This is a genomic window from Actinoplanes hulinensis, assembly GCF_019429605.1.
Classification (GTDB): Bacteria; Actinomycetota; Actinomycetes; order Mycobacteriales; family Micromonosporaceae; genus Actinoplanes; species Actinoplanes campanulatus.
The window spans coordinates 44,538-65,636 of the sequence record NZ_JAHXZI010000025.1; the positions used below are offsets into that span (position 1 = coordinate 44,538).

26 protein-coding genes, 1 tRNA gene and 1 pseudogene are annotated in these 21,099 nt (G+C 68.7%); 11 read left to right on the plus strand and 17 right to left on the minus strand.

The window, feature by feature from the left end; all coding sequences use genetic code 11:
- Positions 1-5 precede the first annotated feature (5 nt).
- From KZ829_RS36235 to KZ829_RS36260, 6 genes are all read right to left on the minus strand, one after another.
- Entirely contained in the window at positions 6-554 is a 549-nt protein-coding gene (locus KZ829_RS36235; protein ID WP_220148351.1) for a hypothetical protein, read from the minus strand.
- A 1-nt stretch (position 555) separates the two neighbouring features.
- The gene (locus KZ829_RS36240) at positions 556-1,074 is read right to left on the minus strand and encodes a hypothetical protein (protein WP_220148352.1); all 519 of its coding nucleotides are present in this window, start codon (positions 1,072-1,074) and stop codon (positions 556-558) included.
- Positions 1,075-1,078: 4 nt separating this feature from the next.
- A complete protein-coding gene (locus KZ829_RS36245) occupies positions 1,079-1,777 on the minus strand; it encodes a hypothetical protein (RefSeq protein ID WP_220148353.1) in 699 nt (232 codons plus the stop codon).
- Positions 1,778-2,412: 635 nt separating this feature from the next.
- Positions 2,413-3,663 (minus strand): cysteine desulfurase family protein, encoded by a 1,251-nt coding sequence (locus KZ829_RS36250; protein WP_246636869.1) that lies wholly within the window; start codon positions 3,661-3,663, stop codon positions 2,413-2,415.
- A gap of 244 nt (positions 3,664-3,907) precedes the next feature.
- Positions 3,908-4,654, minus strand: a complete 747-nt coding sequence (locus KZ829_RS36255) for a hypothetical protein (RefSeq protein WP_220148354.1) — start codon at positions 4,652-4,654, stop codon at positions 3,908-3,910.
- Positions 4,651-5,154 (minus strand): SigE family RNA polymerase sigma factor, encoded by a 504-nt coding sequence (locus tag KZ829_RS36260; protein ID WP_220148355.1) that lies wholly within the window; start codon positions 5,152-5,154, stop codon positions 4,651-4,653. Before KZ829_RS36260 ends, KZ829_RS36255 begins: the two co-directional genes overlap by 4 nt.
- Before the next feature lie 407 nt (positions 5,155-5,561).
- Between KZ829_RS36260 and KZ829_RS36265 the strand changes: the two genes are divergently transcribed.
- The 5 genes from KZ829_RS36265 (at position 5,562) to KZ829_RS36285 (ending at position 8,121) form a co-directional block, all read left to right on the plus strand.
- A complete protein-coding gene (locus tag KZ829_RS36265; RefSeq protein ID WP_208465757.1) occupies positions 5,562-6,269 on the plus strand; it encodes a hypothetical protein in 708 nt (235 codons plus the stop codon).
- Position 6,270: 1 nt separating this feature from the next.
- Positions 6,271-6,768: a hypothetical protein gene (locus KZ829_RS36270; protein WP_220148356.1), complete on the plus strand. Its 498-nt coding sequence runs from the start codon at positions 6,271-6,273 to the stop codon at positions 6,766-6,768.
- Positions 6,769-6,787: 19 nt separating this feature from the next.
- The gene (locus KZ829_RS36275; protein WP_220148357.1) at positions 6,788-7,345 is read left to right on the plus strand and encodes a hypothetical protein; all 558 of its coding nucleotides are present in this window, start codon (positions 6,788-6,790) and stop codon (positions 7,343-7,345) included.
- The gene (locus KZ829_RS36280) at positions 7,342-7,539 is read left to right on the plus strand and encodes a hypothetical protein (protein ID WP_220148358.1); all 198 of its coding nucleotides are present in this window, start codon (positions 7,342-7,344) and stop codon (positions 7,537-7,539) included. The genes KZ829_RS36275 and KZ829_RS36280 overlap by 4 nt, the downstream gene beginning before the upstream one ends.
- A gap of 126 nt (positions 7,540-7,665) precedes the next feature.
- On the plus strand, positions 7,666-8,121 hold the full coding sequence (locus KZ829_RS36285) for a hypothetical protein (protein WP_220148359.1): 456 nt from the start codon (positions 7,666-7,668) through the stop codon (positions 8,119-8,121).
- A gap of 459 nt (positions 8,122-8,580) precedes the next feature.
- Here KZ829_RS36285 and KZ829_RS36290 read toward each other — a convergent pair whose 3' ends face one another.
- From KZ829_RS36290 to KZ829_RS36300, 3 genes are read right to left on the minus strand one after another with little or no spacing between them, the layout of a single operon-like run.
- Positions 8,581-9,894, minus strand: coding sequence for an RNA polymerase sigma factor (locus tag KZ829_RS36290; protein ID WP_220148360.1), 1,314 nt, complete (start codon positions 9,892-9,894; stop codon positions 8,581-8,583).
- Between the two features lie 22 nt (positions 9,895-9,916).
- Positions 9,917-10,288, minus strand: coding sequence for a YciI family protein (locus KZ829_RS36295; RefSeq protein ID WP_220148361.1), 372 nt, complete (start codon positions 10,286-10,288; stop codon positions 9,917-9,919).
- Positions 10,289-10,301: 13 nt separating this feature from the next.
- Positions 10,302-10,964 carry a DUF998 domain-containing protein gene (locus KZ829_RS36300; protein ID WP_220148362.1) on the minus strand — a complete coding sequence of 221 codons (663 nt, stop codon included), beginning with the start codon at positions 10,962-10,964 and terminating at the stop codon, positions 10,302-10,304.
- Positions 10,965-11,828: 864 nt separating this feature from the next.
- Here KZ829_RS36300 and KZ829_RS36305 point away from each other — a divergent pair.
- Positions 11,829-11,907, plus strand: a tRNA-OTHER gene (locus KZ829_RS36305).
- 66 nt (positions 11,908-11,973) lie between these two features.
- Here KZ829_RS36305 and KZ829_RS36310 read toward each other — a convergent pair.
- From KZ829_RS36310 to arsM, 5 genes and pseudogenes are all read right to left on the minus strand, one after another.
- Positions 11,974-12,336, minus strand: coding sequence for a hypothetical protein (locus KZ829_RS36310; protein ID WP_220148363.1), 363 nt, complete (start codon positions 12,334-12,336; stop codon positions 11,974-11,976).
- A 190-nt stretch (positions 12,337-12,526) separates the two neighbouring features.
- On the minus strand, positions 12,527-13,081 hold the full coding sequence (locus KZ829_RS36315) for a hypothetical protein (RefSeq protein WP_220148364.1): 555 nt from the start codon (positions 13,079-13,081) through the stop codon (positions 12,527-12,529).
- A gap of 132 nt (positions 13,082-13,213) precedes the next feature.
- On the minus strand, positions 13,214-13,504 hold the full coding sequence (locus KZ829_RS36320) for a class I SAM-dependent methyltransferase (RefSeq protein ID WP_220148424.1): 291 nt from the start codon (positions 13,502-13,504) through the stop codon (positions 13,214-13,216).
- A 119-nt stretch (positions 13,505-13,623) separates the two neighbouring features.
- Positions 13,624-13,777, minus strand: a pseudogene (locus tag KZ829_RS36325) (thioredoxin-disulfide reductase); the annotation flags it as partial.
- Positions 13,778-13,882: 105 nt separating this feature from the next.
- The gene (arsM, locus tag KZ829_RS36330) at positions 13,883-14,782 is read right to left on the minus strand and encodes an arsenite methyltransferase (RefSeq protein ID WP_246636870.1); all 900 of its coding nucleotides are present in this window, start codon (positions 14,780-14,782) and stop codon (positions 13,883-13,885) included.
- A gap of 120 nt (positions 14,783-14,902) precedes the next feature.
- On the opposite strand from arsM, the gene KZ829_RS36335 reads away from it, so the two are divergent.
- A complete protein-coding gene (locus tag KZ829_RS36335) occupies positions 14,903-15,199 on the plus strand; it encodes a YnfA family protein (protein WP_220148365.1) in 297 nt (98 codons plus the stop codon).
- 45 nt (positions 15,200-15,244) lie between these two features.
- Here the strand turns inward: KZ829_RS36335 and KZ829_RS36340 are convergent, their stop codons facing one another.
- A complete protein-coding gene (locus tag KZ829_RS36340) occupies positions 15,245-15,619 on the minus strand; it encodes an ArsR/SmtB family transcription factor (RefSeq protein ID WP_220148366.1) in 375 nt (124 codons plus the stop codon).
- A gap of 96 nt (positions 15,620-15,715) precedes the next feature.
- Here KZ829_RS36340 and KZ829_RS36345 point away from each other — a divergent pair, with 96 nt between their 5' ends.
- Genes KZ829_RS36345 through KZ829_RS36355 form a run of 3 tightly spaced genes read left to right on the plus strand, consistent with a single transcriptional unit; the run spans position 15,716 to position 18,650 of the window.
- Positions 15,716-15,862, plus strand: coding sequence for a hypothetical protein (locus KZ829_RS36345; protein WP_220148367.1), 147 nt, complete (start codon positions 15,716-15,718; stop codon positions 15,860-15,862).
- A 47-nt stretch (positions 15,863-15,909) separates the two neighbouring features.
- Positions 15,910-17,325, plus strand: a complete 1,416-nt coding sequence (locus tag KZ829_RS36350) for an FAD-dependent oxidoreductase (RefSeq protein WP_220148368.1) — start codon at positions 15,910-15,912, stop codon at positions 17,323-17,325.
- Positions 17,326-17,330: 5 nt separating this feature from the next.
- Complete coding sequence (locus KZ829_RS36355; protein ID WP_220148369.1) at positions 17,331-18,650, plus strand: MFS transporter; 1,320 nt, start codon at positions 17,331-17,333, stop codon at positions 18,648-18,650.
- Here KZ829_RS36355 and KZ829_RS36360 read toward each other — a convergent pair.
- Positions 18,583-19,413 (minus strand): bile acid:sodium symporter family protein, encoded by an 831-nt coding sequence (locus tag KZ829_RS36360; RefSeq protein ID WP_220148370.1) that lies wholly within the window; start codon positions 19,411-19,413, stop codon positions 18,583-18,585. The two genes, KZ829_RS36355 and KZ829_RS36360, sit on opposite strands and share 68 nt — an antisense overlap.
- Positions 19,410-20,477, minus strand: a complete 1,068-nt coding sequence (locus KZ829_RS36365) for a flavin-containing monooxygenase (protein WP_220148371.1) — start codon at positions 20,475-20,477, stop codon at positions 19,410-19,412. The genes KZ829_RS36360 and KZ829_RS36365 overlap by 4 nt, the downstream gene beginning before the upstream one ends.
- Positions 20,478-20,542: 65 nt before the next feature.
- Between KZ829_RS36365 and KZ829_RS36370 the strand changes: the two genes are divergently transcribed.
- Positions 20,543-20,869 (plus strand): ArsR/SmtB family transcription factor, encoded by a 327-nt coding sequence (locus tag KZ829_RS36370; protein ID WP_220148372.1) that lies wholly within the window; start codon positions 20,543-20,545, stop codon positions 20,867-20,869.
- Positions 20,870-21,099: the final 230 nt, after the last annotated feature.

The following is a 21,099-nucleotide window of genomic DNA, read 5'->3' on the forward strand; positions in this document are numbered from 1 at the left end:
CGTCATCAGGCCCGAGCGCGGCAGATCGTCAGGTACGTGCGCGTCGATCCGCCGCCGGACACGCGGGTGTTGCCGTCCGAGCAACGCCACACCTTGTTGCCGGTCTTCCACTTCCACGCGTTCTTGGTGGTGCTCGAACCGCACGCGGTGGAGATCGGCGTGTACGTGTAGAGGATCGGGGCGTCGCGCTCGGTGCCCTTCTTGTGCCACCCCGACGAGCAGTACATGCTGCCCATGAAGTCACCGCCGAAGCAGGCCGCCGGCTCGTTCACGTACGAGCCGCCGGTGTCCTTCTCCTCGCTGTAGCCGTCGGGGTAGGCATCCTTGCAGTCGGTCCGGTCCCAGCCCTTGAGCCCGTTGGGACCGTTCTCCGCCCGGGCCGCCCGCTGACCCGCCAGCGGCGACCAGCTCAGCGCGGTGGCGCCCAGGGTCAGGCTGGAGAGGGCGACACCGCGCAGGACCGTACGGCGCCGGCTGGATGCCTTGCCCAGTCCGGCCAGGGCCAGGGTCGGCTCGGTGACAGCCGAGGTCTCGGCGTCGGGGATCTGTTCCATGTCAAGCGGCATTGGCCCGCCCATTCTTCTCGGATTGACTCAACAGGCCCCACGACTGGAGGACCGGAGTGACGTCACGTTCGTTGGCCGGCAGGTGCAGGCGCCGTACCCGGCCCTGCCCGTCCACCTGCAACAGGATCGGCGTGCTCAGATGAGCGATCGCCGACCATGCGCGGTCGTCCCGTACGACCGGGAGACCACCGGTGAGTCCGTTCCACTGCTCCTCGGGCTCGAAGGTCAGCAGGACCGCCGCCGCACTGTCCGGCCCGGACATCACCGACCCGACTTGCTGAACCACGGCGATGCACAACGGGCAGCCACTGTCGACGGCCAGGACCAGACCGCCCCGGTCACCGGCCACGCTGGAGGGCAGCTCGATGTCGACCCGCTCACCCGTAGCCGCCGCGGCATCGATCTGAGCCCGCAGTATCCGGACCTCACGCAGCACCGCGCCGAGGCCGAGGAACAGAATGATCATCGCGGCCCAGGTCAGAAGCAACAGGGCCCACAACGGACTCACCGAGCTACCGTCCGGACCACTCGACGTTGATGCCGTCGAGCCAGCCGAGCAGTTCCGAGTCCGGCACGTCCTCCAGCGCATCCAGGTGAACCTCGGCCACGGCCTTGGAGAAGCCCATGGTGAAGGCGAAGTTCTCCACGCCGGTAGCCGTCGCCTCGACGCCCGGCAGACGGGACCGCCAGACCTCTCCGGACGCGGTCTTGGCGCCGCGTGCCTTCGGCAGCAGGTCACGACCCCGGTCGGGGGACGGGACGTTGACCGAACCCCGGTTCTCGATCGTGGCGAGCACATGCTCGCTCGCGACGCTCAGCAGCGTCGACTTCTTCGGGACGACGCGCATGCCCTCCGGCTGGTCGTCGATGTCGAGCACGGAGAACAGGCCGGTCAGATTGACGTCGGTGGGCGCCGGCCCGGAGAAGACCGTCATCAGCTCGTGGTGCTTGCCCAGCAGCGAAACGATGGTGGAGCCTCCGTCGTCGGCCTCCGAGATGACCACCTCCCGGCTGCCGACCACCAGCCGCTTCTTCACCGAAGCGGCCACGAAGTACGTGGTGGCGAACTCGTGGTTGCCCCGCGTGCCGATCTGGAAGCCGCGCCCGTAGTTGCCGCCGACGAACCGCACCCCGGCGATCCGATCCGCCAGACCGGACCCGTCGGCCCACTGCACACGGACCCAGGCGCCGCTCGGCGCTCGGGTGTCCAAAGTTGTTAACGCCATTAATAAACCCCCCGGTGTTTGATGGCACGGGGGCATGCCGAGCCAATGTGGAATCGACAAGCGGACCCCCCGTGGCTCCGCAGCCTGCCACACTTGATCAATGGCTCGCTACCCGGCGGTAGACGGAGGTGACTGTCTGGAGGAGGGCGGGTCATCAATGTGGAGCCGGTGCTGAGTGAAACGGCACACAGTGGCGAGGCCAGGATTGACGGGGATGCCGTGCCGTTCGCACACGAGTGAACAGGGTGAAACACGGGTGCCCACAGTCGCCATATCTGTGTTCGACATCGTCCTATTAGCCCCATTTTGGGCTATTATGGGCAGGGCGGTTGCGCACCTCGCGGCCCCGCGGCCCCTCCTGTGGCAGATGGCGGCCGCCTGCCGGCGCGAGGTCGAAGCGGGATCAGGTGCAATGTGTGGGGACTGAAGGTCGGCTGCGGCAATGGCGAATCTCAATGGATTAAACGAACTTGATCGCAATCTTGAGACCCGTTTGTCGAGGAGCTGACAAATGCTTTTAAAATTGTGCCACCGGAATCAAAACGGTCGATTCTCCGGCTCGTTCTCGGTGGTCGATTGGGAACTGAAACCGCTGGAAGTCCTGGCGGATCTGTTCGGCCTCACGACCGGTCACGCACCGGACCTTCTCCTGGACTGCGGAGTTGTCTGCGACCGGTGCCGTTCGCCTGGCGGAGGCGGTCTACCGCGTCCGAGAGCGCAACGGCGGCGATGTCGATGTCTTCGGGGGTGCTCCAGCGCCCGAGCGACAGACGCAGCGCCCCGAGCGCCAGTGCGGTGGGCACGCCCATGGCGGTCAGCACCGGGGACGGGGTGTGGGCGCCACTATGGCAGGCGGAACCGGTGGATGCGGCGATCTGCGGTGCGGCGCTGAGCACGTCATGACCGGCGACACCGGTGATGCTGATGTTGAGGGTGTTACCCAGCCGCCGGGTGACGGGCCCGTTGAGGTGGATCCGGTCAGGCAGCGCGCTGGTCAGTCTGTTGTGCAGATCGTCGCGCAACGCCGCCAGCTGTTGCGGCAGGCCGTCGCGCAGATCGTCGGCCGCGAGCTGGGCCGCGGCGCCGAGTGCGACGGCCAGCGCGACGTTCTCGGTGCCGGCTCGGAGGCCGTGTTCCTGGCCGCCGCCGTAGGCCACCGGCTCCAGCCGTACGCCGTCGCGTACGTACAGCGCGCCGATGCCCTTGGGGGCATACATCTTGTGTCCGACGACGGTAAGCAGGTCCACCCCCAATTCGTCGACGTCGAGGGCGATCTTTCCGGTGGCCTGTGCGGCATCGCAGTGCATCAGTGCCCCGCGTGCGTGGGCGATGGCGGCGAGTTCACCGAGCGGCTGCAGGGCGCCGGTCTCGTTGTTGGCGGCCATCACCGAGATCAGAACGGTGTCGTCGGTGATGGCTTCGGCGAGCGCCTCCGGGTCGAGGATGCCGTTGTCGTCGACCGGGAGCACCGTGACCCGGGCGCCGTGCAGCCGGTGCAGGGCCCGGCAGGTTTCCAGTACGGCCGGGTGCTCGGTGATCTGGGTGATCACGTGTGGCTGCCGACGACCGCAGGCCAGTACCGGACCGCGTAGGGCCAACAGGTCGGCTTCCGAGCCGGACGCGGTGAACACGATCTGCTGCGGATCGGCGCCGATGAGGTTCGCGACCTGCGCACGCGCCCGGGCAAGGGCGGCCCGCGGTGCGGCGCCGTAGGCGTGGCCGCTGGACGGGTTGCCGAACACGGAGGTCAGATGGGGCAGCATCGCCTCGGTGACGCGCGGGTCGATGGGGGTGGTGGCGTTGTAGTCCAGATAGACCGGCATGCCGGCAAGTCCGGGGTGCGCGGCACGGCTGTCGGTGGTGCTTCCCATCCTCGCTCCAACGGGATACTGGCGGTCATCCCGCGACTGCGCGCCGCCGTCAACCACGGATGCTGTCCGGGACGTGGTCGGAATCTGCAAACCGGACCCTAACCTGTTCAAGGGATTCCGGTGCTATTCACCGCAACGTGGTGGGGGCCGCCCTCTATGCGGCTGTGGGCTTCAAGGGCACCGGCGATCGGGAGGACGAGGACATCGTCGTCGCCCCCCGGTCCCGGCGCCCGCATGTGATCTCCTACTTGGGCGCGGTCCCGATCGTCGAACCCGGCGCGTTCGGGATCCGATAGCGGCGCCCGTCCGGCAACGTCGCCCAGACCTCGATCTGCTCGGCGGTGACCGTTGAGGGCACCTCCACGACGGCCCCCTTGTCGGCCTGGCCCACCTTGTCGGTGTCGCTGCCGCTCGTCACGCTGATCTGCCGATCGGCGGGCGCCTGGACGAGAACGAACTTGCCGCCGTCCGCCTGCTGCCGTACGACGTAGAAGCCGAGGCCGGTAGGCCGGACCGCGACGCATACGTCGTCGCCTTGAGTGCATCCGTAGTCGTAGGACAGATAGTCCAGTGCCCGGACGAAGGGCACGGATCCGCTGGCGACGAAGATCTCGGCGGCCTTGCCGCCGGCTGCGGCCTCCTGCTCGTTGGGGGTTCGGCGCACGGCGACGAGGCGTTCCTCGCCGGCCTGCCCGACGGCGAGGATCTGGCTGCTGTCGATCTCCTCGCTGGAGGCGCCGCTGAGTTCGGCGGCCAGCGCGGCGGCAGCGCTGAGACCGGGGTCTGCTGGAAGCCCGTCCGATCCGGCGTTCACCTGTTGAAAGCCGATGAACCCGGCGGCTGCGACCACCGCGGCGGCTCCGGCGGCGCCGACGGCACGCCGGCGGCGATAGGTCTGGGCGTCCTTGACGACGCGCTGGGTGAAGCCGGGCGGAAGCTGACCGGTGCTGGCCGCCTGGTCGAGCAGGTCGTGCATGCCGGTGTCCGTCATTTGTTCTGGCCTTCCGCTCCCGATGCGACACAATCCTTCACCAGTTCTCGGAGGCGTTGCAGCCCTCGCGATGATTGGCTTTTCACGGATCCGACCGAGCAGTCCAGGGTCGTCGCCGTCTCCTGCTCGCTGTATCCGAGCCAATAGCGCAGGACAATCACCGCCCGCATGCGTGGTGGCAGTTCCCGTAATGCGTCGAGGAGCATGTTCCGGTTATCTGCATGGCTCATTTCGTCACGGGTGGACGCGGCGTCGGGAACCTCTGTCTGGCGACGTCGGACCCACGGTGACCTCTGGCGGCTGAGCAGTCGATTGAGCATCGCTCGGCGAACGTAGGCCTCGGGCTGTTGATCGCGTAGCTTCCGCCATCGCGGAAAGGAGCTCACGAGGCTGTCGTGCAGAAGGTCTTCGGCATCGCCGACGCTGCCGCAGAGCAACACTCCGAACCGGAGAAGCCGGGGGCCGCTGTGCTCCACGAATGCCGCGAAGTCATCTTTCATGTTTGCTCCATGTGTACTCAACGCCCTTGGCCCGGCAAAGGTTGAGCAAGCCGTCAGCCTATCTTCGGCAGGCCTTTCTATGCAGGTGGCGGGCCTGTCCCCACGGCATCTTCGGGTCGGAGGACACCGACGCCGATCAAAATGTGAGCCAAGTCACAAGGATAGTTAACAGTTCGCTTCGGGGTGCTCGGTGGATTGTTTTGTGCCGTTAAGCGCTTCTTTAGCGAGCGATTTGTGGGGCTATGAGGTTTTGAAGCCACCGCCCTTCCGGTAGACGCATCGATGGACCTGTCCGTGCAGGGGGCAGACGCCCGTGATCCGGGTGCCGCATGATCGCCTTCCTCGCTGACCGATGTCGATCAACGGTCGGCTCGGTCCGCATGAGCTTCTTCATTGGGGGATGTTGCATGGCAAGGACAAAGCAGACCCATCGCGCAATCGCGCCCAACGGCGATGCGGTGACGCTGTCCTGCGTCACCGAAACGATGCAGGACGATTGGTTCTGGCACGCCCGGATGACCAGCAAGACGCTCGCCATCGGTGTTTCGGTCGGCACGCACGAATACGCCGAATACGGCATTGCGCACAACGACTACACCGTCACGCAGACCGTGCAGTACCGGGGACGGCCACTGCTGGTCGCCGTGTCCCCGGATCGCCTTGGATGGCAGGTCGTCTGGAACGGCCCGTACCACAGCATGATCTTCGGCGGCGCGGGGTCCGCACCGGCCCTGCGCGCCATTGTCGAACTGCTCGACCAGATCACGCTCAAGGACAGCCCGGCCGGCCTGGAAATCAAGCCGCAGCCCGGCAGCGACATCGTCATGTGGAGCCTTTACGGCGTGAAGTTCACCGATTCAGGAATGGTGACGATCTATCCCCGCGACGATGCCGCCGCCCTGATCCCGAAGCAGGAGGGACTCGCCGTCGCCCAGGGCACGGTCTGGAAGAAGACCGTGGACGCCGCCGACGGCAAGGCCAGTCTCGGCAAGTACCTGCACGCCGGGACGGAGGCCGTCGCGATGATCAACGACGACCTCGGGCGCAACCCCGACGTCACCGCCGACGGGCAGGAGCAACTGCTGGCCACCCTCGACATCCGATGGAGCCGCTGAGTTGAACGCCGTCATCCTCGCAATGCTGATCATGTCGTGGGTGGCGATCGCGCTGCTCGTGCTCGGCTACGCGGGCCTGGTCGCCCAGATCAAGGATCTTCAGAGCCGGGCCGTCCCGGCCGCCCCCACGACCGTGTTCCCGGAGCTCGCCGCGACCGGGCCCGGCGCCTACACCGTGGCGCTGACCTTGAGCTCCACCTGCGGCACCTGTGACGAGGCCTTCGAGATCTGGCCGCAACTGGCCAGCGAGCTGGTCGCCGGAGGTCACCGCCCGGTCCTGATCAGCATCGACAACTCGCCCGTCTGGACCGAGCGGGGCGCGGAAAACCTGCTGCTGGCCAGCGACCTGTCGGCGCCCCTGCTGCTCTCGTACCAGCCGGCGCTCGTCAGATTCGACTCCACCGGCGCACTGTTCTCCGCCGACCCGCTCGGGTCCGCCGCCGGCCTGCGCGAAGCGGTTCACGAGTTGCTGGCCCCGTCCGTTCCCTCCGCTCGCTGAGTTCCTAAGGAGACACATCATGTCGACGTTGCTGGATCGAATCCCGGAGATCCGGATCGACCTGGAAGCCGGCGGTGAGGGCAGCAGTGCCCGGCCGATGGCCACCCGGCCCGCGACGACACCGGTGCCGGACCTCAAGATCACGGTTCGCGGAGTCGGTCGCCGGACCTTCCTGCGCGGAGCCGTCGCCGGTGGAGGCGCGCTCGCCCTGAGCATGCTCGGCTGGGTCGCCGAGCGAGTACCCGCCTTCGCCGCCAAGGGCGACCGCACCACACTGAGTCCCACCCACTGCATCAGCTACGACACGCCCGGAGGCGACATCCCCTGCTGGGGCCGTGACTACATCGGCTCCGGCTACTGCGGGTCCGACGGCCGCCACCGCACCGACACGGTGAACAGCGGCAGCTACTCGACCCTGTACAGCTGGGACCCCGCCTGCGCCGGATACGCCGGCTGGTTCTGGCGGACCAGCGCCGGAACCACGAACTGCTGGGACGGCCACTACTACACGCGCACCAACGCGACCGGAAAGCTGAACGGCCCCTACACCACCATCTGCAAGAAGAAGGTCAGTTGAGCACGTCACCAGACCTGCTGCGACCCGCCCTGGCCCGGCTGACCGCGTCCCCGGTCGCGGTGGCGGCAGGCGTCTCCCTCACCTGCGCGCTGCTGGCCGGCGCCGGACTGCTCACCGCCGGAGTCGCCGGACTGGTGGTGGCGGCCTGTGCCGTCGGCACAGCCGCGGGCTACTCGACCTCCGGCTCCGTTTGAAGCCACAACTCAGCAGCGCTGCTGACCTCGTCGGTCTGGCGAGGGACCCACAACGTCTCCTATTTCAACCGAGGACTGGCCCTCGGAGGCACAGCGACCGGGACACTGCTTCTCCTGCCGGCCGCCGTGCTGCAACTCCTTCCACCCACAGCACGAGTCGTCGCGCTGTGCACCGTGGTGTTGCTGGCGATCGGATGCGACACGAAGGTCGTACCGTTCCGCCTGCCGCAGAACGGCCGACAGGTACCCAGCGACATCATCGTCCGGCAGGACGGGACCGGAGCACTCCAGTTCGGTTTCGAGATGGGCACCGGCCTGCGTACGTTCGTGCCGACCCATCTGCCGTACGTGCTGGTCGCCGTGGCGTTGTTCGCCGCACCCTGGTGGGCGGCGCCGGTGCTGGGTGCCAGTTTCGGGCTGGGCCGCACGTTCATGGTGCACTCCGCGGTCCGCTCGGGTAACGCCACCGCATGGGACCGCCGGTTCGCCACGAACCGGACGGTGATCGTGGCCGCATGCTGGGCCGCCACCGCAATGGGCCTGACCGTCCTCATCTGGGGTCTGCTGCGTCAGAACGGGTGACGGCCTGGGGTCGGCGGGCGTGGCGACATGCTGCGCCCGCCGCCCGAAGCACTATGTGCCACAGAGATGGTGATCGCGGCGGGCCGGGGCGAATCGCCGAGACGCAGGCCGAGCGGCAACTCGCCCAGGAACGGCTGAAGCTGAAAGAGATGGAAGCCACTGACCGCAGCAGCTATCAGTTCACCGTCGAAGAGGTCACCGCGGTGCTCCTACACGAGGAACCCGTCCGGGAGAACTTCTCCCGGACGGGTTCCTCGCTTCGTGGGTTCCAGTGGCTGCGCTCCTGTCCACCAGGCAGCGCGCATGCTCGGAGTCGACAAGGATCTCAACAGCGATCCCATGAGGGTCACTGACGACGAGTCTGCCGGCGCGGAGATCGCTGATGGGTGGGCGCTTCACTGCCTGGCCGGGCAGCGGTCGTGCCACCAGTAGATAAGTAGCCGAGAAGAGTGCACTTGATCATTGGTTCTTGCTCCACGGCCAAGGGGACTTCAAGGTGCCGTGACCCTGGTCCGACGCGAGCGATTCTCTGCGAGCCCGGAACAGCGTTCGCTCGCCCTCGTTGCGGGTCAGTTCCGCGGCTCGCTGGAACTCCACCTGGGCCTCCGCGATCCGCCCGACCTGTGCCAGTAGCTCCCCGCGGACGGCCGGCAGGTGCGGATACCCACGAAGTGCCCGTTCGGCGCCCAGCGCTTCCACGATCATCAGGCCGCGCATCGGGTCGCCGGCCTTGCTGACCGCGACCGCTTGGTTGAGCCGCACCACCGGTGAGGGCTGCAGGTAGGCGAGGACCTCGTACAGGGCTGCGATCCGTTTCCAATCGGTGTCGGCGGCGGTGTGCGACCGGGCGTGGCAGGCGGCGATGGCGGCTTGCACGGTGTACGGGCCACCGCCGAGTGACTCGGCCCGTTCCAGGGCAGCTAGCCCGCGTCGGATCAGCAGTCGGTCCCAGCGGCGCCGGTCCTGATCCTCGAGCAGGACCGGGCGGCCTTCTTGGTCCGTGCGGGCGGGTAGCCGCGACGCCTGCAGCTCCATCAGGGCGACGAGCCCGTGGACCTCAGGTTCGTCCGGAAGTAGTCCGGCCAGCACGCGCCCGAGACGCATCGCCTCCCGGCAAAGCGCTGGTTGTGTCCAATCGGCTCCGCTGGTCGCGGCGTAGCCCTCGTTGAAGATGAGATAGACGACGCTGAGGACCGTGTTCACCCGGTCCATGGTCTCGGCCGGCGTCGGCATGGTGAATCGGACGCCCGCCGCCGCGAGCGTGCGTTTGGCACGCACGATGCGCTGAGCGGCGGTGGCCTCCGGGATAAGGAAGGCTCGCGCGATCTCCGTCGTACTCAGCCCTCCCAACAGGCGCAGGGTGAGAGCAACGCGTGCCTCGCTGGACAAAACCGGGTGTGCCGCGGTGAAGATGAGGCGGAGCAGGTCGTCGCCGATGTGGTCGTCGAGGCGGTCAAGGAGCTCGTCCTCGCTGTCACGCTGCTGCAGAACGGCGTCAGTGCCCAGGACGGCGAGCTTCTCGGCGTACCGCTGGCGGCGCCGCACCGCATCGATGGCCCGGTGCTTCGCGGTGGCCCTCAGCCATGGACCCGGATCGGCGGGGATACCGTCACGGGGCCACTGCTCGAGCGCGATCACGAGGGTGTCCTGGGCGAGTTCCTCGGCGAGACCGACGTCGCCGACGAGCCGGGCGAGGCTCGCGACGAGCCTCGCCGACTCGATCCGCCACACCGCTTCGAGCACGCGGCGCGCTGCCGCGGGATCGGTGTACATGGGTTGTGGTCTTCCGCGGTCGTCACGCTGGGGCGGGGAAGTCCTCCGGGCCGAAGAACTTCAGGACGTCGACCTCGCCTTCCCATTGCGGCCACAGGTCGCGGTGCGCCTTGAGGAAGCGTGCGGCCCACTCGACCGCTTCCTCCTTCGACTGCACGTCGTAGATTGCGTAGCTGATGATCTCCTTCGACTCGGTGAACGGCCCGTCGAGCGTCGTGAGCTCGCCCCCGGCCAGACTGAGCCGGGCGCCGCTCGCGCTCGGGGCCAGGCCCGCGGTGTCCAGCAGGGCGCCGGCCTGGGTGCCCTCCTGCCCCAGAGCCATGATTGCCTCCATCAGCCCAGGCGGCGGAGGTGTGGTGGAGTGCGTCCCGCGGAGCAACGTGAGGTATCGCATGTCATCTCTCCTGTCAGAACGAATGGCGGTAGTGGGCGAAGATCGTCGACAGCCAGGCGGAGGCCACGATCACGGCGCCGGTGAAGGCGAACAACGCCCAGGACGCCCCACCCGTGGCGGCCATCGCGATGAACAGAACCAGGAACAGGGTGCCGGTGACGTGGGAGAAAATCGCCATCTGCGGATGATTCTCCCGGCGCAGGCGGCGGCCGAGGAGATGGCACACCCCAAACAAGGCAAGGAAGCCGATCCCGCCAACGACGAAGTGCAGGATTCCGTGCCAGCTCATCGGTGTCACCTCCGGAGTACCGGCCGGAAAGCCGCGGCCCGGATCCGCACGGAAGAGTCCGGCACCTACCATGCCCGCGCCGTACAGCGCCAGCAGCCCAGCCGCCATCCGATCCCGGAGCACCTGCGACAGGCCGGCCGCGCCCGCGACGACGAGTGCGCCGGACACCACCAGGTTCACACTATGAACCCAACCGAAAGGCCCGTTGGCCAACATGCTCCACGCGTGTCGGGCGGGATCGAAGCCGTCTCTGCCCCCGGCCTCGATCAAGGAGACCACGACGTACAGCGGTCCCGCGACCAAACCCGCGAACAGCAAGTTCCGTCGTCTTCCAGGAACGGTCCCGCCATCCGGGGCGGTGACGGGTGTATGCGCGCTCGACAGCATGCTGGTCTCCTCTCAAGGACGGGCCGCTTGCCGGCCTCCGACCTGTAACTCGAACGGCAGGACCCAGCTTCGACACGCTGTCCGAAAATCTTTGAGGCACTTCGCCGCGTGCCGTTCGTTCAGTAGCCCATCAGTACGATTAATCCCGGGTTTCGGGTCACCGACACCGGCTCCGACGATCACCTCCGTTCATGACGCGGGACACATGTGACCGCTGATGGCCATGCCGGACTTGTCCGCCTAAACTGCCCAGCCCCGGCCCAGGCGAGGAGTGGTCCAACAGCATGAGGCGGGGATTACCGCCTTGGTAGGTGCCTCGATCAGCGTTGCCGCGCCCATGCGGCGTACTGATGTGTTGCTGTCCGCGCGCCGACCCGGCATGCGCGACTCCCGAGAGGCGCGCGGTTATCGAGGTGCCTGAGTCGGTTGGACGGTGCAGGTGGATGTCAGCTCTGTCCAGCACGCCGCCGGCGCCCGTTGGTTGCTGGCCCGCGTTGATCGGTTGAGACGGTGTGCGGGCGGCATGGCGGGTGCGCCGTGGCGGGTCGACACCCAGCGCATTCCTGAAGCTGGGCGCATATCCGGTTCATCGGGCCGAGTCTTGACGTTGGAAACGGACGATCACATCTGGATACGCGGCGCTCCCGTTCATGTCCAGCGTCCGAACGGCGGCCCGCCCCATGTGCCATCAAGGAGAAGATGTCGGGCTTTGCCGGTAGCCGGTGGAATGAGCCCGACCGCGCGAGCGTCCACGCGTGCCGCGATCCGCGCAGCTCAGCCGACGAGGCGGGAACGCGGACGGGCGCTTGCCCCGCCCCCGGAAAGCGGCAAGCTGAGGGCCGTGTCAATGCTGTACATTCCCCGTGTCTCGTCGTCTAGAGGCCTAGGATCCCGCGCGCCCTTTGGGGACGCGGAGGCGCGGGTTCAAATCCCGTCGAGGCACTTGGCCGACGCCGTAGACGGCGTCGGCCAGCACACTCATGCCGTAAGTCGCTCACTGCCGAGCCTGTCAGATGTTGGTGGTCAGGCTCAGTGGGAGTGGGACGACCCGGCAGCGTTGCGCGAGCGGGATTTGGGACAGTACGTCGGCGATGAGGTCGGCCATGCGGGCGGCGGATGGCCCGTAGAGGTACAGGGCGGTCTCTCGAGGGCCTTGCCAGTAGGACTGCATGCGGCCGTGCGCGCCGAGGGCGTCGAGGAGCGCGGTGATCAGGTCGTTGATGTCGCTGGTCGCGTATACCTCGTCTGGCAGATCGGTGCCGTTGAGGTGGACGGCCAAGCCTTCGGTGACCCCGAACGTCACCGGTTCCTGTTTGTCGAGCCGTGCCGTCGATCCTTTCGGCGCTCCGGCCTTTTCGAGGGCAGCCGTCACGAGGTGCCTCGTGAGTGCGCTCGGAGCAGATCACCCCATCGGTATCCGCGGTCCGAGTGATGGGCGAGTCCGCCCAGGTCAGCGGGGGGAACGGCGTTTTCCAGGGTTGGGCCGTGAAGATCAATTAGAACGAAGGTCAGGTGGAAGCTTGTGACGGCTCGCCGCCCGCGGCAGCCGCGCTGCCGGAGGCTCATGTCGGGCCTGGCTGCTCCGCGGAGAAGGGTTCGGGGCGTTGCTCGATGCGGGTGACCCCGATCGATCTCAGCGCGTCCACTGCCGCGGAGCGGACGGCCAGCCCGTCGGGTAGCGGGGTGTGCACGTGAACCGTGTTCTGCCTGCTCATTGGCTCAACATCGAACACCACGTCGGTGCGGTCCCCGAGCGTGTGTCGGAGCCGTTCGACGAAGTCTCGGAAGTGTCCGGGAGCCACCAGGTCGGTGCACACGACGGTGGTGACCGTCCGTTCGAGCGGCGGGTGGGGCAGGGTCGTCCAGATCCGGGCCTGGTACCAGTCCGGCCTGGCGTTCGCGTGCCGCAGCAGAGCCAGGCAGAACCAGCCGACGGCGGCGACGGCGAGGAGGGCGACGGCGACCGTGGCCGGTGTTCCTATCCTTTGCCAGGGCTTCAAGACGACGAAGAACGGCGCCACCATCACCGTTAGGAGGGTGAGGAACACGGTGCGCGCGATGCGGCGGTTCGTGGCAGGCCCTGGATTCTCCGACCCGTCGGTCTCGGCACCGTCCACAGTCGATCTCCTTCCGCGGCCCCACTCGGCAGGAGCCTAGTTGTAGCAGGCCCATTGTGTCTCGGTTGCGGTCGGGGCCCGGGAACGCCAAAGCTACGGCTAGGCCCGAGTGCGCAGCCACGGCTCGCGCCTTCAACCCGTTCCGCTACCTTGGAAGTGGAACAGGGCTCGGCGGCGGCCGCGCGGGTCGGCTCCACCATGCGCGGCGCAAGGTCGATGCCGGTGAACCCGACCCGGCGGCCCGGTGGCAGCGGCGGCCGGAAAGAGCACGGTGCCGCGCCCGCAGCCGACGTCGAGCACCCGTTCGCCGGGCGCGATGGCCGCCGCCTCGGCCAGGGCCGCGCCGAACGGGCTGAAGAAGTCGACGCCGACGCTGTCGTAGTCGTCGGCCGCCTCGTTGAAGATTTCGATCTGCCGCTGCATACGCCGAGAATGCCCGCGCCGGCCTGATCGGAGGAAGCCGATCTACGGCGGACAAAATCGGTACGCGAGCCGCCGTGGTCGATCATGTCGGGGTGTCCGGTGCCGGCCTCGGTCGGCTTGTCGGTCAGCTCGACCCGGGTGACGTCGTCGGTCAGGAACTCGGCGCCGAACCGCTCCGCCTGGGCGCGCATGTTGTCCATCAGCGCCGGGCCCATGATCCCGTCCCGGTTACCCGGGAAAGTTCTCCACCTCGGTGGTGGTCATCAGGGCGCCGACGACGAGTGATCGAGTCACCGCCGTCTCCTCGCGCTGCCGCGCACAGACCTGTACCCGAGCCCAAGGGCTCGGGTACAGGCAGCACCCGGCGCGTGCAGTGGGTCACGGCCGGCAGGCGCGAACGATCGCGGCGTGCATGCTTTCCGCGTACGCGCCGGTGAACTCGACGCTGACGTCGGTGAACCCGGCGGCGGTGAGGCCGGCGATGTACTCGCTACGGGAGAGCGCTCCGGCGATGCATGCGGACCAGTCGCCGATGACGCCGCGCTGCTGCGGGGTGAGGTGGTCCTCGGCGACGACGTCGGAGATGCCGATCCGGCCGCCGGGCCGCAGGACGCGGTGCATTTCGGCGAAGACGGCCGGCTTGTCGGCGGACAGGTTGATGACACAGTTGGAGATGATCACGTCGATCGAGGCGTCGGGCAGCGGGATGTCCTCGATGTGGCCCTTGTGGAACTCGACGTTGGTGGCGCCGGCCTCGGCGGCGTTGCGGCGGGCGAGTTCCAGCATCTCGTCGGTCATGTCCAGGCCGTGTGCGGTGCCGGTCGGGCCGACCCGGCGGGCGGAGAGCAGGACGTCGATGCCGCCGCCGGAGCCGAGGTCGAGGACGGTCTCGCCGGGGTTGAGGTCGGCGACCCGTAGCGGGTTGCCGCAGCCGAGGCTGGCGCGCAGGGCGGCTTCGGGCAGTTCGCCGCGTTCGTCGCCGTCGTAGAGTTCCTCGTTGCCGCACCGGTCGCCTTCGGCGGCGCGGGTGGCGGCGCTGGCGTAGCGGGCGCGGACCTGTTCACGGATCGACGCGCCGTCACCGCTGGTGCCGGTGGCGGTGCCGCAGCAGCCGCCGGCGGCCGGTTCGGTGCTTGCGGCGGGTCCGCAGCAGGTCGCGCCGGTGGTGACGGCTTCGGTCTTGGCGGCCGGGTCGCAGCAGGCTTCGGCCTGCTCGGCTGCCGCGGTGGTCCCGCAGCAGGGGTTGGTACTGGTGGAGATGGTGATGGGTTCGGTCATGGCGAACACCCCTCCTGATTTCGATGGCTGTCGAATCCACCTTCAGCCTGCACCGCTGTTTAGATGATTGTCAAACTAGATAAGTGCCGAAATCAGATTTGCTGAGCGAGCCGGACCGCTGTGCGCGATGGCGCCGAGTCGCTGACCGAGACGGGCGCCGTCACGCTGGCGCAGAGGTTCAAGGCGCTCGGCGGCCCGGCCCGTACGCCGCGATCGACTATTTCCTCGCTGGCAAGCGGCAAGATCGCTACTGAACCCCCGGGGGGTCCGAACGCCGCCCGGATCTTGGCTGCCGACGGCGGTGTCTTCGTCGCCGGTTCGCTGATCTGGCGCATGGTCGTGGACGGTTTCCGCCCCGATCGGTGGGATCTGTTCGGTGCCGAAATCTGGCCGCTCAACGTCGGTGTGATCATGTGAGTGCCTCGCGTGGCCGTCCGCTCTTGATGCCGATCGGCCTGGTTTTCAGCAGGCGGCAGAGTCGATGGTGAGCAGGGTGGCGAGCTGCCGCATGATGCCGGGCCGGGAGCGGTAGTACACCCAGCTGCCGCGGCGTTCCGCGTCGACCAGGCCGGCCTCGCGCAGCGTCTTCAGGTGGTGCGAGATGGTCGGCCCGGACAGCTCGAACGCCGGGGTCAGGTCGCACACGCACACCTCGCCACCCGGTGCGGACGCGATCATCGACATCAGCTGGAGGCGGACCGGGTCGCCGAGCGCCTTGAAGGCCGGTGCCAGGGCCGCGGCGGTCTCCGCCGGGATGCGGCTCTGTGCCAGGGGCGGGCAGCACGGCTCGTCCGCGGTGACATCGATGAGCGTGAGCGACACGGCTGGTTTCGACATACGTCTAGGTTGACAGCTGTCTAAGCCGTGTGCAAATCTCTGTTTCGAGAAACATCGAATTCGACAGGTGTCGAGACGAGTTGTGAGGGGTTCATCATGTTCCGTTTCACCCGCCGTACCCGCGTCGCCGAAGGCGTCCGCTTCTGCGACAGCTGCGCCGAGGTCACCACCGCCGACCAGCGCGCCGCACAGCACTACGCACGCGCCCGTGCCCACTGGCCGGCGTTCGGCCTGCCCCGCTGACCCGCCCGAACACGCCACCGACTGCTGACCGACTCAGGAGCTCTCTCATGAACAGCCACTTCCCGGAACTGCCCGTCGTGGTCATCGGCGCCGGGCCCGTCGGCCTCGCCGCCGCCGCGAATCTCGCCGAGCGCGGCCTGCCGTTCCTCGTCCTGGAAGCCGGGGACGGTCCGGCCGCCGCCGTCCGCGACTGGGGCCACGTGCGGCTGTTCTCGCCGTGGCGGTACAACATCGACCCGGCCGCCGCGCGCCTGCTCGACGACTCCGGCTGGGTCCGCCCCGACGACGACAAGCTGCCCACCGGCGCCCAGCTCGCCGCCGACTACCTCCAGCCCTTCGCCGACCTGCCCGCCGTCAAGCCGCACGTCCGCTACCGGGCACGCGTCGTCGCGGTGACCCGGCTCGGCCTCGACCGGGTCCGTACCCTCGGCCGCGAGCGGGCCCCCTACCTGGTACGCCTCGACGACGGCGACGACATCCTGGCCCAAGCGGTCATCGACGCCTCCGGCACGTGGACCGTACCCAACGTCCTCGGCGCCTCCGGCATCCCCGCGCACGGCGAGAACCGTGCTTCGGCGTACGTCGACAGCGCTCTCCCGGACGTCCTGGGCCGCGACCGTGACCGATTCGCCGGAAAGCGCACCCTGGTCGTCGGCGCCGGGCACTCCGCCGCCAACACCCTGCTCGCCCTGGCCGACCTCGCCGCCCAAGCCCCCGGCACCACGGTCGGCTGGGCGATCCGCGCGACCAGCCCGGCACGCACCTACGGCGGCGAGTCCGCCGACGCCCTGCCCGCCCGCGGCGCGATCGGCTCCCGCCTGCGCGCACACGTCGACAACGGCACGATCACCCTGCACACCGGCTTCTCCGTGCAGAGCATCAACATCGCCGGCGACGAGGTGCACATCTCCGACGGGCAGCGCACTGTCACCGCGGACCGGATCGTGTCCGCGACCGGATTCCGCCCGGACCACACGATCACCGGCGAGCTGCGCCTCGACCTCGACCCGATCCTCGGCTCCACCCGGGCACTCGCCCCGCTGATCGACCCCAACGAGCACTCCTGCGGCACCGTCCCGCCGCACGGCATCGACGAACTCACCCACCCCGAGCCCGGCTACTTCGCCATCGGCGTCAAGAGCTACGGGAGGGCGCCGACGTTCCTGCTGGCCACCGGCTACGAGCAGGCCCGCTCGGTGGTCGCCGCCCTCGCAGGCGACTGGGAAGCGGCCCGGGACGTGCAACTGGACCTGCCGGAGACCGGCGTCTGCAACAGCGACCCGATCTACGAAGACGACACCACCTCCGCCGGCGGCGGATGCTGCGGCACGTCCACCCCGGCGGCCGAACCGGCCGGCCGCGGGCTCGCCACCGGCATCGCCGGGGGACTGCTCACCGCCCCACTGAACCTCATCACCCTGGACGACAAGCCCGCCGAGGGACGATCCGGCTCCTGCTGCTGAACGGCATGACAACCACGAACCCGCCGGCCGCCGGCCGCGGCCGGCGGGTGTTCCACGGCTGGTGGATCGTCGTCACCTTCGCCGTCACGCAGACCATCGGATACGGCAGCCTCTACTACGCCTTCGCCGTCCTGCTCCACCCGATCTCCGCTGACCTGCACACCTCCCCGGCCGTAGTGACCGGAGTGTTCACCACGGCGATCCTCGCCCAGGCCGCGGCCGCGGTTCCCGTCGGCAGGTGGCTCGACCACCACGGCGGCCGCGCCCTCATGACCGCCGGCGCGATCCTCGGCGCCGGCATGCTCGTCGCCTGGGCACAGGCCCGAACCGTGTGGCAGCTATACCTGATCTTCGCCGGGCTCGGCGTCGCGAAGGCGATGGCACTCTACGAGGCCGCCACGCCGGTGCTGGTGTCCTGGTTCGACGCGACCCGCAGGCCGAGAGCGATCCTCGGGATGATCGTCGTGGCCGGGTTCGCGAGCACTATCTTCATGCCGCTCACCGGCTGGCTCAACGACCGGCACGGCTGGCGTGCCACACTGCTGATGCTCGCCGCCCTCTACGCGAGCATTGCCGTCCCGCTGCATGTGCTCGTCGTCCGCCGCGCACCGTCGGCCCTACACGTATCGCGGCACCATGGCTCCGTACACCGCCGGACCCTTATCCGGGCCGCGGTCCGCGACAGGCGGTTCTGGTGGCTGGCCGCCGCGTTCGTCGCCCATGCCGCCGCGATGACCACCATGACCGTCCACCTCGTCGGCTACCTCACCAGTCGAGGCCACCCACCGACCTTCGCCGCGAGCGTCGCCGGGCTGCTCGGTGTCCTGTCGGTCACCGGCCGGCTCCTGCTCACCGCCGCCGGACGCCGTATCCGGCTGCACCGGATCGTCGCCGTCGTCTTCGCCCTGCAAGCCGCCGCCGCGTTCACGCTGCCCGCGATCGCCGGCACCCGGCTCGGGGCGATTCTCGGGGTGACCGCCTTCGGGCTGGGCTTCGGCATCGCCAGCCTCGCCACCCCGCAACTGCTGGCCGACCGGTACGGCACCGGCGCGTACGCCAGCATCGCCGGCACCCTCGCCGCGTTCGTCACCCTCGCCAAGGCCGGCGCGCCACTGGCCGCCGCCGGGCTGCTCACACTGACGGGCGACTATCTGGCCGTGCTGTCCGCCATCGGAACCGCCGGCCTGATCGCCGTCGGCGGCATCCTGGCCCGCGCGGGCACGCCGCGGCCCGTGCCGCCGGTCGCTGACTCGACGGCTACCGCACCGCGACGGGCTTCGACCGGGCCAGGGCCAACGCCACCGGGACACACATTCCATACATGAGCAGGCCGTACGTCAGGACGGTGAGCGCGACGGTCGGGGAGGCTACGGCCGCGAAGAACAGACCGAGCGTCAAGTTGCGTACCCCGGTCGTCATCGCGACCGCCCGTCGCTGCGGCACCGACCCCAGCCACGGCAGCAGCACCGGCGTCACACTGACAGCGACCAGCACCGCGATCACCACGACACCCGCCCCGCCGACCTGCGGCAGCCGGCCCACACCGGTGATCAGAAAATACAGGACCAGACCGGCCAGCAGTACGTCGGCCGCGCGCCGTGCCACCGGATGGACCCACTCCGCGATCCGTGGCCGTGACCGGCGCAGCCACATACCCACCGCCAGCGGCACCACCTGACCGAGCAGCCCACCAGCCACCACCAGCAGACCCGCGTCACCCGCCGGAACCACATTCTGACCCGCGGCCGCCGCCCACACCGGCACCGCCAGCAGTCCCAGTGGCCCCAGCAGGACTTGCAGGCCGGTGCTGACCGCCAGGTCGCCGCGCGCGTGCAGCGTCAGCAGCGCGCCGGTGCCGCCGCCCGGAGCCGCAGCGGCCAGCACCACCCCGAGCGACACCTCCGGAGCCAACCCCGTTGCGCCGACCAGGCCGACCGCCAACCCTGGCAGGACGATCGTGTTGGTCGCGACCGTGAGCATCACCAGCCCACGCCGCCGCGCGAGGGCGCGGAATTCGTCGATGGTTGCTGTCGTGCCGACGGCCAGCATCGACGCGACCAGCAGGGCCGCGACCGCCGCCGTGCTCACCGAGCCGCCGCGGCATGACGGCCCACACGGCGCAGCACCCGATCCAGCACGAACTCGGCGTCCCGGCCGACGCCGCGCAGCGTGGCCGAGGCGAAACTGCGCTGTCGCTCCAGCCCCACGAAACCCAACCCGGGCAGCACTGTCGACATCTCGCCATCATGCAGCGGGACGCCCGCCTCGTCGACGGCGCCGGTTCCAGCCAGGTACGGCAGATCCGGCCGGTAGCCGGTGGCCAGAACCACCACGTCCACCTGCTCGGTCGTACCGTCGCTCCACACCACCCGGCCGCCGTCGAACCTCTGCGGGAGCGGGCGATGATCCGGCCGGCCATCGCTGATGGCGGCCCGGTACCGGCCGTCGTCGATCACCGGAACCGTCCCCGACACCAGCCTCGGCCCCCACCGCGAGGCGTCGAGTCCGGTGCGGGCCAGCCACCAGTGGAAGTCACGACCGAGGATCCGCTGCCGCTGGAACCGCAACGGCCCGCGCGTCGTGATGCTCACCGTCGCCACGCGGGCGAGTTCGGCAGCGATCTGCACCGCCGAGTTCCCGCCGCCGACCACCACCACCCGCGAGCCGGCCAGCCCGTCGGCATTGCGGTACTCGGCGGCGTGCAGCACCCGGCCGGTGAACGACTCCAGGCCCGGCAGCGCCGGCCGGAACGGCGTGCCGAACCCACCGGTCGCCGCGACCACCGAAGGCGCCCGCACGACTCCACCGTCCGTCGTCGAGACCACGAACCCGCCGTCCGCGAACGTGACCTGCTGGACACGGGCGCCGAAACGGACATCGGCGTCGAGGGCCGCGGTGTATGCGGCGAGGTAGTCGACGACCTCGTCACGCACCGGGTAACGATCCGGATCACCCGGGAACGGCCTGCCCGGCAGTGCCGAGAACCGGGCCGGAGAGAACAGGGTCAGGCTGTCGTAGTAGGCCGGCCACGACCCACCCGGCCCAGCGGACGCGTCCAACACCAGCGGGCGAAGCCCGCCTCGAGCGGCGACGTGGGCGGTGGCGAGACCGGACTGGCCGCCACCGATGACGACAAGGTCTACGGAAGTCATACCCAGCAATGTATCGTCACATCGGGAAATGACGAAATGAATGTTCGAGGGGACACTGGAAACCGATGACCACACCCACACCGCTCGACGGCCCCACCCAGGACTTCCTCAAAGCCCTCGCCAGCGAAACCCGCCAGCAGATCCTCATGCTGTTCATCGGCGGCAAGGAACTCACCGTCGGCGAGATCGCCACCACCTGCGGCCTCGGCCAGTCCACCGCCAGCGAACAACTCGCCATCCTGCGCCGCGGCGGCCTACTCACCTCCACCCGCCACGGCAAACTCGTGCGCTACCGCGCCGACCCCACCGCCATCGACGCCCGCATCACCGACCTCCAGGGATACCTCGCCTGCTGCTGCCCGCCCTCACCGGCCGACGCCACCACACCTTGAGCCCTACCCTGTGAGGGGATGCGCTCAGGTCGCCCGCCCATCGAGAGGTGACGTTCTCACCGCGCCATCCGGAGCGCAGGATGAATTCAGGTTGTATCCCGATTGGACAATCCCCGTAGAGCCGCAGTTTCGAAGGGCGAGACAAACGGAGATCCGGTCAACGTCGAATGCAATTCTTATGATTCAGCAGTCGGCGGAATCCGAATCTCGTGAACCAATCTGACGGTGAC

Bases quoted from the DNA above. Each gene is read 5' to 3' on its own strand.
- KZ829_RS36345 (WP_220148367.1), top strand. From the start codon at position 15,716: ATGTTCCGTTTCACCCGCCGTACCCGCGTCGCCGAAGGCGTCCGCTTC.
- KZ829_RS36355 (WP_220148369.1), top strand. From the start codon at position 17,331: ATGACAACCACGAACCCGCCGGCCGCCGGCCGCGGCCGGCGGGTGTTC.
- KZ829_RS36290 (WP_220148360.1), bottom strand. From the start codon at position 9,894: ATGTACACCGATCCCGCGGCAGCGCGCCGCGTGCTCGAAGCGGTGTGG.
- KZ829_RS36250 (WP_246636869.1), bottom strand. From the start codon at position 3,663: ATGGGAAGCACCACCGACAGCCGTGCCGCGCACCCCGGACTTGCCGGC.
- arsM (WP_246636870.1), bottom strand. From the start codon at position 14,782: ATGACCGAACCCATCACCATCTCCACCAGTACCAACCCCTGCTGCGGG.
- KZ829_RS36340 (WP_220148366.1), bottom strand. From the start codon at position 15,619: ATGTCGAAACCAGCCGTGTCGCTCACGCTCATCGATGTCACCGCGGAC.
- KZ829_RS36260 (WP_220148355.1), bottom strand. From the start codon at position 5,154: ATGAAAGATGACTTCGCGGCATTCGTGGAGCACAGCGGCCCCCGGCTT.
- KZ829_RS36275 (WP_220148357.1), top strand. From the start codon at position 6,788: ATGTCGACGTTGCTGGATCGAATCCCGGAGATCCGGATCGACCTGGAA.
- KZ829_RS36370 (WP_220148372.1), top strand. From the start codon at position 20,543: ATGACCACACCCACACCGCTCGACGGCCCCACCCAGGACTTCCTCAAA.
- KZ829_RS36265 (WP_208465757.1), top strand. From the start codon at position 5,562: ATGGCAAGGACAAAGCAGACCCATCGCGCAATCGCGCCCAACGGCGAT.
- KZ829_RS36365 (WP_220148371.1), bottom strand. From the start codon at position 20,477: ATGACTTCCGTAGACCTTGTCGTCATCGGTGGCGGCCAGTCCGGTCTC.
- KZ829_RS36350 (WP_220148368.1), top strand. From the start codon at position 15,910: ATGAACAGCCACTTCCCGGAACTGCCCGTCGTGGTCATCGGCGCCGGG.
- KZ829_RS36295 (WP_220148361.1), bottom strand. From the start codon at position 10,288: ATGCGATACCTCACGTTGCTCCGCGGGACGCACTCCACCACACCTCCG.
- KZ829_RS36300 (WP_220148362.1), bottom strand. From the start codon at position 10,964: ATGCTGTCGAGCGCGCATACACCCGTCACCGCCCCGGATGGCGGGACC.
- KZ829_RS36255 (WP_220148354.1), bottom strand. From the start codon at position 4,654: ATGACGGACACCGGCATGCACGACCTGCTCGACCAGGCGGCCAGCACC.
- KZ829_RS36235 (WP_220148351.1), bottom strand. From the start codon at position 554: ATGGAACAGATCCCCGACGCCGAGACCTCGGCTGTCACCGAGCCGACC.
- KZ829_RS36320 (WP_220148424.1), bottom strand. From the start codon at position 13,504: ATGCAGCGGCAGATCGAAATCTTCAACGAGGCGGCCGACGACTACGAC.